Raw genomic sequence first — 17442 nt, forward strand, 5'->3', positions numbered from 1 at the left:
TAATTACCGTAAATGGAGAAGCCGAATGAGATGAAATCATTCGGCTTTTTTTATGTCGGAATCTTAATAAGAAAAGAGTCAATTATAAAGATGGTATTTTTAGTGTTTACACAACTACTTTTTAAATATACAGTCATAAATAGTGAATTTATATTTAATTTGTTTTATGCAGTAGCAAAAGGAATATCGTTATGGAACAGACAGACATTACCTCCCTTATCCCCATCGTAATTACGCTCTTAATCTCATTGACTACTCGAAATGTGGTGGTTGGTTTATTTGCTGGCGTACTTAGTGGCGTTGCTATGCTAAATGGCTTATTTACGCACCTTGATCCACTCGAAACTTTTGGTGTGATGGTTAAAAGCTATATATCACCGCAATTAACAGACAGTTATAATGCGGGTGTCATTGTATTACTTGTCTTCATCGGTGGTTTTGTTGCTTTAATGGAGAAATCTGGTGGAGGCTATGCCTTTGCTGATAAAGTGACCACTTGGGTGAGAAGTAAATTTCAAGCACAAACCTCAGCATGGCTAGGTGGTATTGTGATTTTCTTTTCTGATTTAGGCACACCTTTAATTGTAGGTCCCGTTTTTCGTCCTCTTTTCGATAAACTAAAAATCTCTCGTCAAAAACTGGCTTTCATTATTGATTCAACCTCATCTCCTGTAGCTATTTTGATCCCATTTATTGGTTGGGGCGTGTATATCATGGGGTTAATTCAAAAAGAATTTATGGCTCTAAGCGTGACAGACATTAGTGATTGGGATGCTTTTATTGGTGCGATCCCATTTCAATTCTATGCAATATTAGCTATTGGTATTGTTCCACTTGTGGCGTTTAAAAAATTAGATTTTGGTCCTATGGCTAGAGCTGAACAAGCGGCAGAGCAAGGTAATGCTCACGTATCATCTGATGTATCGAAAGAAATATTTACGCATAAAAATGCAAAGGCATCGTTTGTATGGGGACCATTACTTGTTATGGGGATTGTACTCTGCTCAATGCTAGTTCCGTTAGGGTTCCCATTTGAAAAGGTATCTGGCTCAGTTTTCCGTTCTGCTCTATCGACGGCGTACTTCTTTGCAGCGGCGACATTAATTGGGTTAATGGCACTTTATAAAGTTAGAGGTTGGTCTGAAGGTATTTCAGTTTATATGAAGGGCATGGGTAACATGATGCAAGTGGCTATCATTTTAATCCTAGCGTGGTCATTAAGCTCTGTAGGCAAAGAATTAGGTGCGGCAGCTTATATTGCAGAGCAAGCGCAAAGTGGTTTTCCTCATTGGTTAGTCCCTGCAGTAGCGTTCTTGTTAGCGGCGATTATTTCGTTTGCAACCGGATCATCATGGGGAACGTTCGCTATAATGATGCCTTTGGTTATTCCAACAGCCATTGCTATTGATGCGCCTTTATATGCGAGTATCGGTGCGGTTTTATCTGGCGGCTTGTTTGGTGACCATTGCTCTCCTATTTCGGAAACAACTATTTTGTCTTCGACAGGGGCAGGTTGTGATCAGTTTGAACACTTCAAGACTCAGTTGCCATACGCATTATTGAACGGTGGGATTGCACTAATCAGCTTTGTTATTGCAGGTTTTGTTGAGAATGCCCTGATCTTTGTTTTTGCCTTGTGTGTTCAAGTTGCTCTTGTGTTTACATTAGCAAAAATAACAACAGAGAAAAATAAATACACTGGCAAAGAAAGTGAAGCATTCTAGTGATTTAACCAGGAATAATGATTAGATAATTACCGGAATGGGTATGACAAATATGCATCATGATTAGAAAGCAAAGAGCGACCAATAGGGTGGCTCTTTGTTTTATCGCTAAGTGTTATTAAAGAAAAAGATAGAATGCTGTGTTTTGCTACAAATTGTTTAAATAACCTGCAATCAATTAGTTAACAGTAAAAAAGGGCTTTACCTTAGCGCTCAGTGTGGCATTATCTATCTCGTTCAACGATGTGCGTACATCGTATAATGGCTATTACCTCAGCCTTCCAAGCTGATGATGCGGGTTCGATTCCCGCTGTACGCTCCAATCTCTTTTTATCCTCCTCAAGAGATTGTATCTGTTTTAAAATTCCAACTTATTGAAAATTAAGCGCTTAATAGCGTGCTTTGCCGTATCTGGCGTTTGAGGGGCAAATTAGATCTAATGGACACACACTCTATTTTTTCCAGACCGTTTGGCTTGGTAAAGTGCTTTATCAGCTCGTAATAAAGTCGCCTTATAATCTTCATCTTGAATATGGTTCGTCACACCAATACTGACCGTGAGTAAGCGATCATTAAGGGTTTCTTTCCAATCGTTATAGGCGATAGCTAGGCGGCAATTTTCTGCTACCTCATGCCCATATTGTCGATCATTTGACATGACAACAATGATAAACTCTTCGCCACCATATCGAATTGCATAATTATCTGGCCCAATTGTGTTCTGTAATATTTTTCCTACAACTTTTAAGATCACATCACCCGTTAGGTGAGAGTATTCATCATTGATTGATTTAAAATTATCAATATCGATAATTAGAAGCTGATACTTAGCCATGGTTGATTTTACTTCCTTTATAAAGGTAGTTTCAAACCAACGGCGATTATAGAGCTTGGTTAAACTGTCATGAAAGACGTCTTGTTGAAGCTTTGCTACGGTATCTTTTTGTTGAACAGACGCTTTTTTTAGTTGGATGTTTTCAGTTTCCGATATATTTAACCGAAGTTGTAGTTCTAAGCGGCTTAGTCGTCGTAAAGAGTGCTCACCAAGTTGGTTAATTGGAAAATTATCGATGATTTCAGTTGTTAGTTTATGCGATTCTTTTTCGCACTTTAGCGCTTCAGAAAAGCACATACAGCTTGCTAATGCATCGCTCTTAATATCCAGTAATTGGCGTATATAATACCCTTGTGAGTACTTTCTGGTACGTTTTAATTGCTGAGATATAAGGACATCAGCGAGATCGCCTCTTTTAAGTTGAATAAGGCAGTAGGCTGCCTCAATGGAGAAAAGTTTACTTAACCATGGGGATGAATGAAGATTGTTATATTCTTTACGAAAAGAAACTAACGTATCAAGGGCTGCTTTTGATTCGTTCTGTAACCTTAATAGTTTTGCGGTATACAGTTTTACTTGTGCGGTAAGTGACAAATCATCTGAAACATATTGAATGACTTTACACTCATCTAAGACGATTTTTGCTTTTGACAAACGATTAAGGTCAAGCAAACAAGCAATAGTATATAAACGATAGCGTAGTGAGAGATTATTACTTTTTATTGTTGAACTTAATGATTCTAGTTTTTGGTAGTAGCGTAATGCTTTAAGGTGATCACCATAAATAGAACATAAATTTCCAATCCCTAAAATCGATTGGATATAATATTCATGGTCGCCAAACTTCACTGCTAGATTAGACAGTGATGATAAATGATCTAACGCTTTTTGATATTCACCAATATCAGTGTATCGATAAATAAGAGCAGAATAGATCTGCAACATCAATTTATTGTCTTGTGGCAGCGACAAAAGCAAGAGAGCCCGTTGCAAATGCAAAATACTCTGCGTGGTGAGATTAAACTCAACCTCCAATTCAGAGCACATTAATAATGCGTAGGCTTTTTCAGTATCAGACTCAGTAAATTTTTCAACAATAAGTTCCCAAAGCTCTAACGATTGTTGAGAGTTGAGCTTCATGAGGTCAATGCCCTGATCGGCAATTCGAACTAAAAGAGTATCCATTAAAACACCACTTGAGAGTCAAGATGACTGGGTGAGAAGTCAGGCTGAGATCCCCACTGATGTAAATTAAAGTAATTCACAGAAGGGATCGAAGAGTTTAAAGAATAACGATGCCAAGGGTAGCTTGAAAACAGCGACGATAACGAATGCACTATTTCTTGTGTTCTTTGCTCATTTTCATTAATTAATAGTGAAACCTCAGTCTTACTAATACGAGTCATGCTGTCACCATGCTTGCAGTAATGATGACCTAATAATATGAGATTATTAATTTTATCTTCAGACGGATCCGTTATCGTGATCAAGTGATAATCCATATTAGTAGAATGAGAAAGCAATGATTTAACATGTTGTTGCCATTTATCAAGAGGCAACAAATAGGTGAGTGATGATATGGAATTAAATTCCAACTGAATCTCAATACGTTGGATTAATTTTTTAGCACGTCTTTCAAGTTGTTCTTTAGATGAGCGAGTTTTATCTCTGCCTAAACTGTTTGTTTGCTCTTGAATGAGTGAAACTTCATACTGACGATAACGTTTATAAGAATAAAGGGCATGCTCATAATCTTGCGTTAACTCAGCGATACGAGATTGCTCAAGACAGATTTGAGATCGTAACTCTCCTTTATCAAATTGATGTGCAATCACTTCAGCTTGAGTCAGTAGATCGTAAGCATGAGCATAATGAGATTGGGCTGAGGCAATTCGTGCTAAGCTAATAGCAGAGTGAGCCTTCATCCAGACTAAGTTATGCTGTTGAGCTGTTTGATGTGCGTAGCTGCAACATTGGTGTGCTGAATTTAAATCATTTAAGCCTAAAAATGCCAATCCCCTAAAATCGTAGACTTCAGATTTCCATGTGAGATTATTACTGTTACTTAGCAGCTGTTCAGCTTTAAATAAGACCGGCAACATAGCCTGATAATCTTGCAGTAAATAACAGTCCCACGCATAGAGAATAAATGCTTTTGCTTCTAGGTGGGGAATTCGATAATAATTGGCTCGTTGAGCGGCGATATTGTGAGCTGATTTTGCGTTTTCTAAACTATTGGTCATCCGCCAAATGTTGCCAAGCCCAATTAATGACTCAACCTCAACTTTATTATTACCAAGTAATGAGGCTTGCTCTAGAGCTTGTATCCAATATTGCTGTGCAGAATAAAGCTTAGCTTGCCCCCAAGAGTGAAGAGCGAGATTATGTAGAATACTCGGTAACAAATCATCGTTATCTAGCTCTTGGTGAAGTGTTAATAAATCTTTTGCAATAGCAAAGCCTGCTTGATACTTAAGTAAATGCCAAAGAGACGTTGAAATAATTAATTTTGAGTATGTTATACCATATTTAAAGTGTAGTGCTTCTGAGAGTAATAATTGTTGTTCTGCGCCTAGTTTGGCTTTCTCTGCATCTTCTTCGACAATTAAGTCTAGTGCATTGAGACTAGATATGATGTTATTTTGGGATTGTTTCACTGCGTCCTTCCTAGTTGACATCAATATAATATCGCTAATGTATTGATGTCACGAACTTTTTATCAGATATGCGACTGAGTTAAAAGGAAGGAACGAAAAGTAAAAGAAGGGGTTAATTATTCATTTTCAGCGAGATTCAATAAGGCCATTGCACAACTCACACTGGTTGCAAGAACATCAATAACGCCGGTTCTCAGTGCTCCCATAATTGACAATGCTTTGCGACTTTCACTCGCCATAGCAATAACATTTGAGATTTGGCGAAGATCTTCCATTTCAAGTCCAATCACTCGGCCGCGCATTAAAGTATCCGCGTTTGAGCCATCTAACTTAAAGAAATCAAAACCGCCAATATCACCGACAATGCCATCATTAAGGCGTGCTTCAACAAATTCTTTTGGAGTAAAGAAGCCTAGTTTAACCATATGGCTGTTCTCGTCCATATCACCAATACCCACTAAAGCAAATTCGGCTTTACGTGCTTGATTTAATGTCTCTTTAATCGTAGTGTGTTCCATAAAAGCAGAGCGTAAGCTTAGGTCATTTACGTAAGCGGGCGCATACAGAGTTTCACTACTGCCACCGTATTTTTTGGCTAAGCGACGGCAAATGTGATCGGCATTAATAATATCACCACTACGATGCGTGCCCCCAATAGCAGAGACAAAACGCGCATTACGGTGAGATACAATACCCGCGTGATCAGCAACGGCTGCCACATTTTGGCCTTGGCCTACAGCGACTGCCATATCTTCTTGTAAGTTATTGTTTAAATATGAACTTACGAGAGCGGCAACTTGTTTACGTTGTTCGTCAGTATTTGGCTGATCTAATGAAATAAGTGCGCGTTTCAAATTAAACTTTTCAACTAATTTTTGTTCAAGCTGAGCACTGTAAACAGGGTGAAACTTAACGGTAATCTCAACAATGCCTTCTTCGCGTGCTTTTCTAAGCATACGACCTACTTTGGCGCGAGATAAACCAAATTTTTTCGATATCTCTTCCTGAGTCGCTCCTTCTTGATAATAAAGAATAGAAATTTCAGTAAGAATATCTGTGTTTTCAGTTTGATCTTGAGAAAGCAATGGAGGCATATCGTTTCCTAACTTAATAATTCGGCAAGAGTGATTGGTTTAGAAATCAATCCAAGCTTTTGTGCTGGCGTAGAGCCAAGTTTATCTTGATGACAGAGATTATGCCACGCTCTGAAAATATCGAGTAGTGGAAGTAAACTTGCTGGGCGTAGTTTTCGTCTTGGTTCATTCACTAAGCTAGTGAATTGGGTATAAAAACGCTCTTGATACTCTTTAGCCTTTGTTGCTGAAGCACGTTTTAACCAATAGACTTCATTGTTTTCAGCACCGTTAAGATGGCAAATGCCTTTATGTAGGCCATTTAGTTCTGTAAAAGCCCAACGGTCACGCCACCAACCAACAAGGTGTATATCAATTTTTTCACCACTTTGCTCAAGAGGAAAAGCAGAGTCCTGAGTGACATATAAGAGATCAATACTGTTTTCTTTAATGCGATTTAAAAATACCGACATTGCAGCCGAACGCAGCATTGGCTCTTGAGGCATATACAGTTCAATGGATTCACAGTGTGAGAAAGCTCGTTGAATTTCTAAAAAATGAGCATAAGAAGTATAGGGTGGTCTAATTAATGCCCCTTTTGATGGATAATTTAATGAGACGTAATTACCTAATGGATCTTCCACGTTTGCTCTAGCTAAGATCTCTTGATACTTAGCATCAACACGCTTAAAAATTGATTGTTCGGTTACTGCGCTTTGAGAGTTAGCTTCCCCAATAAAAGCAGTCGGTAAAAATTGAGCATCATCATGAAAAGGGTCATGATCAAGCTGAGTTCCAGGCTTATGAGATTCTGAATAATTGATGTGTTGCGCTATTACGTAACCTGAATTCATTTCTGCAGTGGTGTACCAAAATACGCCATTATTACTTAATGGTTGTAAAGGTGTCGCATTTGAAGCCAGCTGGATCTCAGTTCTATCGTGTTGTAATCGAGTGTCAAATAAGGACATATGACGACGGCAGCGATTGGCAATCTGATTGATATGATCGTAAAAGGTTTTAGGATTTATATGTAAACGACGGCAAATTTCACGTACTGAATAACCAGTAAATAAAAAACCTAAAATCTTTTGTTGGATTAGACTTTTTTGATTCTCACCAGACCACTTATCTACAAACGTAGACGCGCATGATTTACAGCGATAGCGTTGACGATCACCACTGTAACCAAAGGCATGATAAAGCTCTCGATGTGTTAAAACATCAAGACCAAAATGGTCACAATCTGAATTATTACAAGAGGGCAATGAGTGAGATTGAACAGAGTCTTGACGAGCAAGTTCATTCAATACTTCATTGTTATTGATTAAGGGAGGAAAAGCACCACATTTCCTGCAAACTAATGCTGGTCGCTTAGGGTTAGTGCGTTGAACTAAATAATGTTGTTCATCGCTATCACCAAAATTGTCACACGCCAATGTTTTACAAAAATTGAGTTGTAACCCTTTAGCAGCCAACGGCAGTTTTTCGGTCGGCACTAGACGCCCCTTATAGATTTATAGCGCCAGACCTTTCTGGCGCAAACATAATTACAGTTTAATCGCTGTTTCTAGCGCAACTGTCATCATGTCGTTGAATGATTTTTGACGATCTTCAGAGCTTAATTTCTCACCGCGTTTGATGTGGTCTGAAACCGTTAGAATAGTTAGGGCTTTTGCACCTAAATCTGCGGCTACACCATAAATGCCTGCCGCTTCCATATCAACACCAAGAATGCCTAATTTTTCCATTTTGTCGAACAGATCAGCTTCTGGAGAGTAGAAAAGGTCAGCAGAGAATACATTACCTACTTTTACAGGTACGTTTAACTCACGCGCTTGAGCAACGGCTGTTTCTAACAGACCGAAATCAGCGATAGCTGCGAAGTCGTGGTTGTTGAAACGAATACGGTTTACTTTTGAATCAGTTGATGCACCCATACCAATAACAACGTCCATTAATTTAACGTCATCATGCACTGCGCCACAGCTACCAACACGAATTACGTTCTTCACGCCGAACTCTGCGATTAGCTCATGAACATAGATACAACAAGATGGAATACCCATGCCGTGGCCCATTACCGATACTTTTTTACCTTTGTAAGTACCAGTGTAACCAAACATATTACGCACATCACATACTTGAGTAACATCTTCTAGGAAGTTTTCAGCAATGAATTTTGCGCGTAGTGGATCACCTGGCATTAGAACTGTTTCTGCGAAATCACCAAGTTGAGCATTAATGTGTGGGGTAGCCATAATAAGGTCTCCGGTTCTCAAAAGTTAAATATAATTCAGTGTAACTAAAAATGTTGAACAATCTTGTTCGTTATGTGGCTATTTTATGCCTATATTTTAAGGTGTCATGAGATTAAGGTCACATTTTACCTTAGATCTTACATTATTTTTGCTATTGATAACTAAATCCGTTGAAAGTAAAGGAGCAATCGCAACCTTTTGCGTGTCTTAGCTTTAATACAGTCATGGAGTTTCTTTAATCAAGAACCTCAATTAGATTGAACTTAGGATTATCTAAGAGGATGATGCAAAAACGAAACTTCTCTTATCTCGTGATTATAAAAGTGAGTGAATTGGATGAAAGCAAAAAATAAACAATATGCAGTGATTGGGTTAGGTCGTTTTGGGCTAACGGTATGTGAAGAATTACACCAATACGGTTCACAAGTGCTGGCTATTGATATAAATGAAGAGCGAGTTAAAAAGGCCACTGATTTTGTATCCACAGCAATCGTTGCTAATTGTGCTAATGAAGAGACGATTTCTGAATTGAAACTCGATGAGTACGATATGGTGATGGTCGCGATTGGCTCTGATATTAATGCGAGTATTTTAACGACACTAGTGCTTAAAGAGGCAGGTGTTAAGACGGTTTGGGTAAAAGCGAACGATAAGTTTCATGCTAAAATTCTGACAAAAATAGGGGCTGACCATATTATCCTCCCAGAAAGAGACATGGGGATCCGCGTGGCAAGAAAAATGTTAGATAGACGCGTATTTGATTTTCATTTGTTGGGGAGTGGGTTAGCAATAACCGAGATCGTGATTGGTGGTGATAATATGGGGAAATCATTAGGACAGCTAGATTTTTGCAAAATGTCTGAGGTGAAAATACTTGCGATTAAACGTGGTCCTGAAATCATGACCGCACCGGAGCACAGTAAAGAGCTTGAAATCGGAGATATTCTTATTATTGTTGGGCCAGAAGAAAAATTGGCGCAAAAAATTAAAACATTATGAATTACTTACCAAAGCGTGGATTGTTTCCATTAAAGAATAACCAAAAAGCAAAAGAGTGGTCTGAACCAAGGATCATCCTTTTCTCATTTTTGGCTATTCTTTTACCTTCTGCATTGCTGCTTACTCTGCCAGTATTCTCTGTTTCTGGCTTGAGTTTCATGGATGCATTATTTACAGCGACCTCGGCAATCAGTGTAACAGGGCTTGGTGTGGTCGATACCGGCTCTCACTTTACGATAAGCGGAAAAATCGTTTTAATGTTTCTGATGCAAATAGGCGGCCTTGGACAAATGACCTTGTCTGCGGTTTTACTTTATGTATTTGGTTTGCGTTTAAGTTTGCGTCAACAAGCATTGGCAAAAGAAGCGTTAGGTCAAGAAAAGAAAGTGAACCTACGTAAGTTGATAAAAAGTATTATCTGCTTTGCTTTAGTCGCAGAGCTGATAGGTATGATTATTCTCTCTTTTCGTTGGGTTCCTGATCTTGGTTTAGCAAAAGGCTTATTCTATGCCGCGTTCCACTCTATCTCGGCATTTAATAACGCTGGGTTCTCTTTATTCTCAGATAGCTTAATGGGTTATGTGGGGGATCCGTTGGTTATTTTTACTTTATCGTGTTTGTTTATTGGTGGTGGTTTAGGTTTTACCGTTATCGTCGATTTAGTTAAAAACAGCTCAAAAGGGTTTAGTCGTCTCCAATTGCATACAAAAATAATGGTTATTGCAACGCCAACACTATTAATTATTGGTACCTTATTTTTCTATGTACTTGAATATAATAACCCAAGCACATTAGCGTCATTATCTGCAGGTGATAAATGGTTAGCCGCCTTCTTTCAATCAGCAAGTGCTCGTACTGCCGGCTTTAACAGTGTGGATTTAACTCACTTCACGCAACCTGCGTTGTTTATTATGATCATATTGATGCTAATTGGTGCTGGCTCAACCTCTACTGGTGGGGGCTTAAAAGTGTCGACCATTACCGTTGCGGCCGTTGCCACTTGGACTTTCTTACGTCAGAAAAAGCATGTAGTGATGTTTAAAAGAACCGTGAGTTGGCCGATTGTGACTAAATCTCTGGCGATTATTGTTGTGAGTGGATCGTTGCTTTCAATTGCTATGTTTTCATTGATGCTGACTGAGAATACTGGGTTTGATAAGGTGATGTTTGAAGTAATTTCAGCCTTTGCTACCGTTGGTTTAACGGCGGGCTTAACCGCTGAGCTGTCAGAACCTGGCAAGTTTATTATGGTTATCGTGATGATTATAGGTCGTATCGGGCCATTAACTTTAGCCTATATGCTTGCAAGGCCAGAAACATCGCGAGTGAAATACCCTGAAGAGAATGTGTTAACGGGTTAACGCTAGAAACATCATAAGCAGTATATAGAGGGCATCAACTTAGAGTGGATGCCCTTTTTTGTTATTTATTCACCCAATTATCTGCTCAGTCTAATCGATACTAATTAACGGGCAGTTGTTCAATTTTTACTGTTTGTGTAGGGAAAGCAATCTCGGCATTGTGTTGAGCGATAATGTCACCAATTTTGATCAACACATCTTGCTTCACTTCATGGTATTCAATCCAATTAACCGTTTTGGTAAAGGTATATACCAATAGATCCAAAGAGGATGGGCCAAAGCCATTAAAATTGACGATTAATGTTTGATTAGAATCGATATCATTATGATTAATTAACATCGTTTTTATGTCACTTACGATCAGCCCAATGTTACTTATGTCATCGTAACGAATACCAATATCTTCTTTGATACGACGATTCAGCATTCTTGATGGGTTCTCTACCACGATATTACTGAATACAGAGTTGGGTACATAAAGAGGGCGTTTATCAAAGGTTCTGATCACGGTCATACGCCAACCAATACGTTCAACCGTTCCTTCTAAAGAGCGATCAGGCGATCGGATCCAATCTCCTACTTTAAATGGGCGATCAAAATAGATCATCATGCCACCGAAGAAATTAGACAGTAAATCTTTGGCCGCTAAACCGACAACTAAGCCACCGACACCGCCAAAGGTTAATAATCCAGATAAACTTAATCCCATACCTTGCATTAAAGAAAGGATGCCGAGTGATATAAAGATTAATCGGATTACTTTTCCTACCGCAAGGACGGTGGTCTCATCGTGCTTAGGGTTTATAAGAACTTGCTTCTCGATAAGAGTAGTGAGGCGTAATGCAGACCAAATAAAACTCCAGACAAGAATAAATATTTGTAATTCAGGTAACCAAGTCGTACTAAAATGCGTGTGAGTGGTCAACAATATCTTGAGAGAAGCGGTCGCTGGCCATAACCAAATGACTAAGGTTATAGGAGATGAAATAGCTGTGAAGACAGCGTCATCCCAAGGGAGTTGGGTTTTGGCTGCAATATGGTGAAGGCGCTGAACAATAACGCGCCAAGATAACCATAGAAAAGCACTAAATAAAGAGATCACGATTATGTTTTGTGCCCAATCGTGATCTTTAAATTCTAATAGGGTGTTCCACCAATCAAGGAAACGAGTCATTGATAGTTCTCTTTTATTTAAAAAAGATAGCTTATCACTTCGCCTGCCCAAAAAAAGTAGATAAGGAAAAATATCACTGCAAAAATTCCCCATGCAATGGCAGCATGTTTCATTTTTGGACTATTTCCTGTGAGCTCGGCATATCCTGTCAACATTGGCTTAATTAAATTAATCCCTTTGAGTCGATAAAAGAAAACCGCGGCAATGTGTAAGCCTATAAACCCAAGAAGAACATCAAAGTTTTGATGATGTATTTGAGTTAAAAATCCACTTACATCATAACTAACTAATGAAGCCAAAGGGCCTTCAGAAAGGATATCATCATTACTGAATAATCCAGTGACTAATTGTAATGTGAGTAAGAGGAATAGCCCTAGTACCATGTAACCGCCAGCAGGGTTATGGCCAATAGAGTGGGATAATTGCCCTTTTTTCTCTAACGATAAGTAATTAATCGCTTTTTTAGGTGAAGTGATAAAGTGAGAAAACCTTGCGGTGTCACTACCAATAACTCCCCAAATAATTCTTGTTCCTAATAAGGCCATTAGAAGGTAAGCAAGAGTGAAATGCCACTCCATCAAACCTTCTTCTGCAGTATACCAAAGAGAGCCAAGTAAAATGACTTGGCTCCAATGATAAACCCGGACAAAACTATCCCAGATTTTCATATTTATCCTTCGACTATTCTATCTAATTATTTTGCTTTGTAATCTGAATGGCACGCTTTACAGTTTTTCACCGCTTTTCCAAAAGCTTTACGGATCGCTGCTTTATCACCGCTATCTGAGATACTAGCTAGGGCTGCAGTGTCTTCTTGAAATTGCGCTAGACGAGCTTCAAAATCAGGAAAGTTTGTCCATACCTTAGGTAGGGCATTCGTTTTTCCCTTATCAGATCCTTCTACATAGAAAGCATCAAGTGGCATTAAAGAAAGTTGAGACAATTGATTGGCACGTTTAGAAAAAATAGCGTCACTCCAATCAGTTTTACCTTTAACCATTTCGCCCATTTCACTCACGTTGCCAGCGATCATCGTGAATGCAGCTTGACGGTATTTTATTGCTTTGTCCGCTTCGTTAAAAGTGTGGGCTAAAACAGATGTTGAAGCCAAAAGAGTCGATGCGATAACCAGTGTTTTAATTGCTTTCATGTTGAGACTTCCTTGAATTGTAATTATTTTAAGTCACTATTATATGAAATGATGGATAAAAGAAGTAGTTACTTATCACAACATTTACACATTCTTTACACTTAATGTAGAGGATTATCAAAATTCAGTGGTTATTTGATTGCTGCAACAAAAAACAAAGTGCGTATAATGACAGTGTTATTTTTTAAGTAGGCTTGTTAGTTTTTATGCGAATTTTAAATATTACAACGCATCCGGATCTAGAACGTTTAGATAATAAAAAAATCCTTCAACGTAATGCGACGCGCGCGATTGTTTTAAAAGGAGAAGACATACTTCTTCTATATACAGAGCGCTATCATGATTACTCATTACCTGGTGGTGGTATTGATGATGGTGAAGATGTCATTGCAGGCTTAGTTAGAGAAATTGAAGAAGAAACGGGCGCTAAAAATATTTCAAACATCGAACCATTTGGTATTTATGAAGAGTTTCGCCCTTGGTACAAGCATGAATGTAATGTTTTACATATGATTTCATACTGCTATACCTGTGATGCAGATAAAGATCTTGGTGAAACTAATTATGAAAGCTATGAAATCCGTAATGGAATGAAACCAGTGTGGATTAATATTCATGAAGCAATTGCTCACAATGAAGACATTATTGCGAACAGTGAGAAAAAAGGCATGAGTATTGAACGTGAGACCTTTTTACTTCACTTGATCGTAAAAGAGCGTTTACATGTTCAATAAAGAACAGATCCTAAAGTTAACTCAGATGAAAATGCCTTTTGGTAAGTATGCAGGGAGAGTGCTGATTGATCTTCCGGAAGAGTATCTTTTATGGTTTGATCGAAAAGGAGGCTTTCCTGACGGGGAATTAGGAGAGTTAATGGCGTTATGTTTAGCAATGAAAATTGAAGGGCTAGATGAAGTTATTCGTCCTTTAAAATATCGTAGATAACGGCAATAGCAATAAATAAGAAGCATGAATAAATGAGTTATTTATGCTTCTTATTTCTTTATTTGTACTGAGATTCACCTTCTTTAGCTCGTTGAAAATCATCTAGTAATTCATCAGAGGCATCATTAAGTAGATAATTTAGCGCAGAGCAAAAGCTGTTAGTCTCATTATAAACTTCACGAGAGCGATCGATATGGCGCTCAGCCGTTCTTCGCACTTGAGGGGTATTTTGAGAGTTACTGTATTGAACTTGTTGATCAAACACTTCTTTTACGTATTTTTGTTTACAAATATCTTCATTTTCAGGTGTAGCGACAATATCAGCCAGAGATGGAAATGAAATAAATGCGAATAATAAGGCATGAAAATGCTTTTTTATCATGATGTTATGTACCTTATGTTGAATTGTTTTTTCATTTTTACTTTCACGCTATGTTGAGCTTGGCGATTATAAGAAAATAATTGCATCTTGTCTTTGGGTAATCACTTTATTTATGAGTTTGGTACGTAAAGATATATAGACTGTGCGATATAATTACTTACTCATTATGTTGATTTTTCGATCTGTATCACTGTAACTCTGAGGTCAGAAAACTACTATAAGTTCACATAACGGAGAATATAATGATTAAGAAAACAACGATTGCACCACAAGGCCCTGAATTTTCAGAATTAGTTCAAGGTTACTGGAGACTTTCTGAATGGGAAATGACACCAACACAACGATTAAATTTCTTAAAACAACACATTGAATTAGGTATTACAACCGTTGATCACGCTGATATTTATGGCGGCTATCAATGTGAGCGTTTATTTGGAGAGGCTTTAGCGTTAGAACCTTCAGTTCGTGACCAAATTGAAATCATCACTAAGTGCGACATTAATTTATGTACTTCAGATTTCCCAAACCGAAAAATAAACCACTACGATACCTCAAAAGAACACATTGTTAACTCAGTTAATAACTCACTTTCTCGCCTTAATATTTCTGAAATTGATGTACTCTTGATCCATCGCTTAGATGTATTAATGGATGCAGATGAAGTAGCCGATACATTTAATCAACTGCAGAAAGAAGGCAAAGTTAAGCATTTTGGTGTTTCTAACTTCACACCAAGCCATTTTGATTTATTGCAATCACGTCTTGATAAACCATTAGTGACGAATCAAGTTGAGATTAACCCACTTAATTTTGAAGTGGCGCATGATGGTACGCTTGACCAACTGCAAATGAATCGTATTAAGCCAATGGCATGGTCGTGTTTAGCGGGAGGAGAGATCTTCTCTGGACACTCTGAGCAAGCGATTCGTGTTCGTAAAGTCCTTGAAGAGCTAAAAGAAGAGGTGGGGGCTAAGAACATTGATCAAGTGATTTATGCTTGGGTGCGTAAGTTACCATCAAAGCCATTACCAATTATTGGTTCAGGTAAAATTGAACGTGTACAGGCGGCTGTTGATGCGATGGATATTAATCTAACTCGTGAACAATGGTATCGCGTGTGGGTTGAGTCAAAAGGCCACGGTGTGCCATAGAGAGAGTTCTCTGAATCAAACAGATACAAAAATGGGATGCTAATTGGCATCCCATTTTTATTTATGTTTTTAGTTAATTAGTATCGTAATTATTTAACTAACCATTCAATCGCTTCACCTGCACGAATTGGCACAACAAAGTCATTACCAAATGTCATTGTTTCAGGAGCGATCCACGCTTCTTTTACAAGAGTAATCGTATCTGTATTGCGAGGAAGGTTGTAAAAATCAGGACCGTTGAAGCTTGCGAATGCTTCAAGGTTTTCTAATTTACCTTCATTCTCAAATACTTCAGCGTACAATTCAATCGATGCGTGAGCAGTATAAGAACCAGCACAACCACAAGCCGCTTCTTTTTTGTCTTTCGCATGCGGTGCCGAGTCTGTACCGATAAAGAATTTAGAATTACCGCTTGTTGCTGCTTCAACTAAAGCTTGCTGATGGGTGTTACGCTTTAAGATTGGAAGGCAGTAGAAGTGAGGTTTAATACCACCAACTAACATGTGGTTACGGTTAAACAATAAGTGGTGTGCCGTAATTGTTGCTGCGACGTTTGGACCTGCGTTTTTAACAAAATCAACCGCATCTTTAGTTGTGATGTGCTCTAGAACGATTTTTAACTCAGGGAAATCATTAACGATAGGTGCTAATACAGTATCAAGGAAAGTCTTTTCACGATCAAAGATATCAACATCGTGTGTCGTTACTTCACCATGGATAAGAAGTAGCATGCCTTCTTCTTGCATCGTTTTTAATACAGGGTAAACCTTGCTAACGTCGCTTACGCCAGAATCTGAATTGGTTGTTGCGCCAGCTGGGTAAAGTTTAGCAGCAACAATATGGCCTGTTGCTTTTGCTTTGCGGATCTCATCTGAGGTTGTTTTTTCTGTTAAGTATAAAGACATGATTGGAGCAAAAGTATCAGATGGGTTTACTGCTTGAATGCGGTCACGGTAACTAAGAGCTTGTTCCGTGGTTGTTACTGGTGGAACTAGGTTTGGCATAATTAATGCGCGGCCATTGTAACGGCCAGAATCACGTACAGTGTCAGTTAATACGTCACCATCACGTAGATGTAAATGCCAATCATCAGGACGAGTAATTGTTAAAGTTGTCATTTGCTGCTCCCACCAGAAAAAGAAATAAGAGCCTAAGAATTATCGAGTTAATCGTTTGCTTAGGCGGAAGGATTCTAAAGCAAAATGGCTAAAACAAATAGGATAAAGTAAAAATTAGTAACAAATTTGACTTAAAAGCTAAAAGAAAAGACAATGTGTGCAAAATTTATACAGTAAGAAAATAGCGAGAAGTTATGAAAAAGAGTAAAAAAGAAGTGTTACCAGCTTCTGAATTTGAGCATGGTAGAGGTAAAATTAAAGATAACGCCTTAAAAGCAATTGTCACCAGCCCCTTATTTACAACAAGGGTCATGAAAGCTAAAAAAGGAAAGGGGAGCTTTGCTCGTAAAGAAAAATATAAAGGGTTTAAAGAGCCCTATTCAAAAGCAGCGTAAGTTTTTGAATAGGGCTTTTGTGATCTAGGTTCGATTTTTATGGCTATTCGAACAAATATCCACCATTTAACTTGTTGAAATGAAAAAAGATCTTTACCTCAGCGCTCAGTGTGGCATTATCTATCTCGTTCGACGATGTGCGTACATCGTATAATGGCTATTACCTCAGCCTTCCAAGCTGATGATGCGGGTTCGATTCCCGCTGTACGCTCCAATC

17 protein-coding genes and 2 tRNA genes are annotated in these 17442 nt (G+C 38.4%); 9 read left to right on the forward strand and 10 right to left on the reverse strand.

All coding sequences use genetic code 11. From position 1 onward, the window contains the following. The first annotated feature begins 191 nt into the window (after positions 1-191). Both AC2INI_RS17790 and AC2INI_RS17795 read left to right on the forward strand, forming a co-directional pair. Entirely contained in the window at positions 192-1724 is a 1533-nt protein-coding gene (locus AC2INI_RS17790) for a Na+/H+ antiporter NhaC family protein (protein ID WP_486305889.1), read from the forward strand. 247 nt (positions 1725-1971) lie between these two features. Continuing rightward, positions 1972-2046, forward strand: a tRNA-Gly gene (locus AC2INI_RS17795). A 114-nt stretch (positions 2047-2160) separates the two neighbouring features. Here the strand turns inward: AC2INI_RS17795 and AC2INI_RS17800 are convergent. From AC2INI_RS17800 to deoD, 5 genes are all read right to left on the reverse strand, one after another. Beyond that, on the reverse strand, positions 2161-3744 hold the full coding sequence (locus AC2INI_RS17800; protein WP_122032739.1) for a diguanylate cyclase: 1584 nt from the start codon (positions 3742-3744) through the stop codon (positions 2161-2163). Continuing rightward, complete coding sequence (locus AC2INI_RS17805; protein ID WP_486305890.1) at positions 3744-5216, reverse strand: ATP-dependent transcriptional regulator; 1473 nt, start codon at positions 5214-5216, stop codon at positions 3744-3746. Before AC2INI_RS17805 ends, AC2INI_RS17800 begins: the two co-directional genes overlap by 1 nt. Positions 5217-5332: 116 nt before the next feature. After that, positions 5333-6310, reverse strand: coding sequence for a sugar-binding transcriptional regulator (locus tag AC2INI_RS17810; protein WP_486305891.1), 978 nt, complete (start codon positions 6308-6310; stop codon positions 5333-5335). Between the two features lie 8 nt (positions 6311-6318). Beyond that, complete coding sequence (locus tag AC2INI_RS17815) at positions 6319-7788, reverse strand: IS1 family transposase (protein ID WP_122032742.1); 1470 nt, start codon at positions 7786-7788, stop codon at positions 6319-6321. Positions 7789-7839: 51 nt separating this feature from the next. Then, a complete protein-coding gene (gene deoD / locus AC2INI_RS17820; protein ID WP_122032743.1) occupies positions 7840-8550 on the reverse strand; it encodes a purine-nucleoside phosphorylase in 711 nt (236 codons plus the stop codon). Positions 8551-8886: 336 nt separating this feature from the next. Here deoD and AC2INI_RS17825 point away from each other — a divergent pair, with 336 nt between their 5' ends. Both AC2INI_RS17825 and AC2INI_RS17830 read left to right on the forward strand, forming a co-directional pair. Beyond that, complete coding sequence (locus AC2INI_RS17825; RefSeq protein ID WP_122032744.1) at positions 8887-9549, forward strand: potassium channel family protein; 663 nt, start codon at positions 8887-8889, stop codon at positions 9547-9549. Then, the gene (locus AC2INI_RS17830) at positions 9546-10910 is read left to right on the forward strand and encodes a TrkH family potassium uptake protein (protein ID WP_122032745.1); all 1365 of its coding nucleotides are present in this window, start codon (positions 9546-9548) and stop codon (positions 10908-10910) included. The genes AC2INI_RS17825 and AC2INI_RS17830 overlap by 4 nt, the downstream gene beginning before the upstream one ends. A gap of 100 nt (positions 10911-11010) precedes the next feature. Here the strand turns inward: AC2INI_RS17830 and AC2INI_RS17835 are convergent, their stop codons facing one another. From AC2INI_RS17835 to AC2INI_RS17845, 3 genes are read right to left on the reverse strand one after another with little or no spacing between them, the layout of a single operon-like run. Beyond that, complete coding sequence (locus AC2INI_RS17835; RefSeq protein ID WP_122032746.1) at positions 11011-12084, reverse strand: mechanosensitive ion channel family protein; 1074 nt, start codon at positions 12082-12084, stop codon at positions 11011-11013. A 17-nt stretch (positions 12085-12101) separates the two neighbouring features. Further along, the gene (locus tag AC2INI_RS17840) at positions 12102-12752 is read right to left on the reverse strand and encodes a cytochrome b/b6 domain-containing protein (RefSeq protein ID WP_486305892.1); all 651 of its coding nucleotides are present in this window, start codon (positions 12750-12752) and stop codon (positions 12102-12104) included. 26 nt (positions 12753-12778) lie between these two features. After that, complete coding sequence (locus tag AC2INI_RS17845; RefSeq protein WP_122032748.1) at positions 12779-13234, reverse strand: c-type cytochrome; 456 nt, start codon at positions 13232-13234, stop codon at positions 12779-12781. A gap of 206 nt (positions 13235-13440) precedes the next feature. Here AC2INI_RS17845 and AC2INI_RS17850 point away from each other — a divergent pair, with 206 nt between their 5' ends. Both AC2INI_RS17850 and AC2INI_RS17855 read left to right on the forward strand, forming a co-directional pair. Continuing rightward, positions 13441-13968 carry an NUDIX hydrolase gene (locus tag AC2INI_RS17850; RefSeq protein ID WP_122032749.1) on the forward strand — a complete coding sequence of 176 codons (528 nt, stop codon included), beginning with the start codon at positions 13441-13443 and terminating at the stop codon, positions 13966-13968. Then, positions 13958-14179, forward strand: a complete 222-nt coding sequence (locus AC2INI_RS17855) for a DUF3820 family protein (RefSeq protein WP_122032750.1) — start codon at positions 13958-13960, stop codon at positions 14177-14179. The genes AC2INI_RS17850 and AC2INI_RS17855 overlap by 11 nt, the downstream gene beginning before the upstream one ends. Positions 14180-14237: 58 nt before the next feature. On the opposite strand, the gene AC2INI_RS17860 is transcribed toward AC2INI_RS17855, so the two are convergent. Continuing rightward, positions 14238-14561: a hypothetical protein gene (locus AC2INI_RS17860; protein ID WP_254052580.1), complete on the reverse strand. Its 324-nt coding sequence runs from the start codon at positions 14559-14561 to the stop codon at positions 14238-14240. Between the two features lie 242 nt (positions 14562-14803). Here AC2INI_RS17860 and AC2INI_RS17865 point away from each other — a divergent pair, with 242 nt between their 5' ends. Next, complete coding sequence (locus tag AC2INI_RS17865; protein WP_486305893.1) at positions 14804-15712, forward strand: aldo/keto reductase; 909 nt, start codon at positions 14804-14806, stop codon at positions 15710-15712. A gap of 89 nt (positions 15713-15801) precedes the next feature. Here the strand turns inward: AC2INI_RS17865 and pyrC are convergent, their stop codons facing one another. After that, the gene (gene pyrC, locus AC2INI_RS17870; RefSeq protein ID WP_122032752.1) at positions 15802-16830 is read right to left on the reverse strand and encodes a dihydroorotase; all 1029 of its coding nucleotides are present in this window, start codon (positions 16828-16830) and stop codon (positions 15802-15804) included. 194 nt (positions 16831-17024) lie between these two features. Here pyrC and arfA point away from each other — a divergent pair, with 194 nt between their 5' ends. Both arfA and AC2INI_RS17880 read left to right on the forward strand, forming a co-directional pair. Continuing rightward, positions 17025-17225, forward strand: a complete 201-nt coding sequence (arfA, locus tag AC2INI_RS17875) for a ribosome alternative rescue factor ArfA (RefSeq protein ID WP_122032753.1) — start codon at positions 17025-17027, stop codon at positions 17223-17225. Between the two features lie 139 nt (positions 17226-17364). Then, positions 17365-17439, forward strand: a tRNA-Gly gene (locus tag AC2INI_RS17880). The last annotated feature ends 3 nt before the right edge of the window (positions 17440-17442 follow it).

The organism is Aliivibrio friggae, from assembly GCF_057368515.1.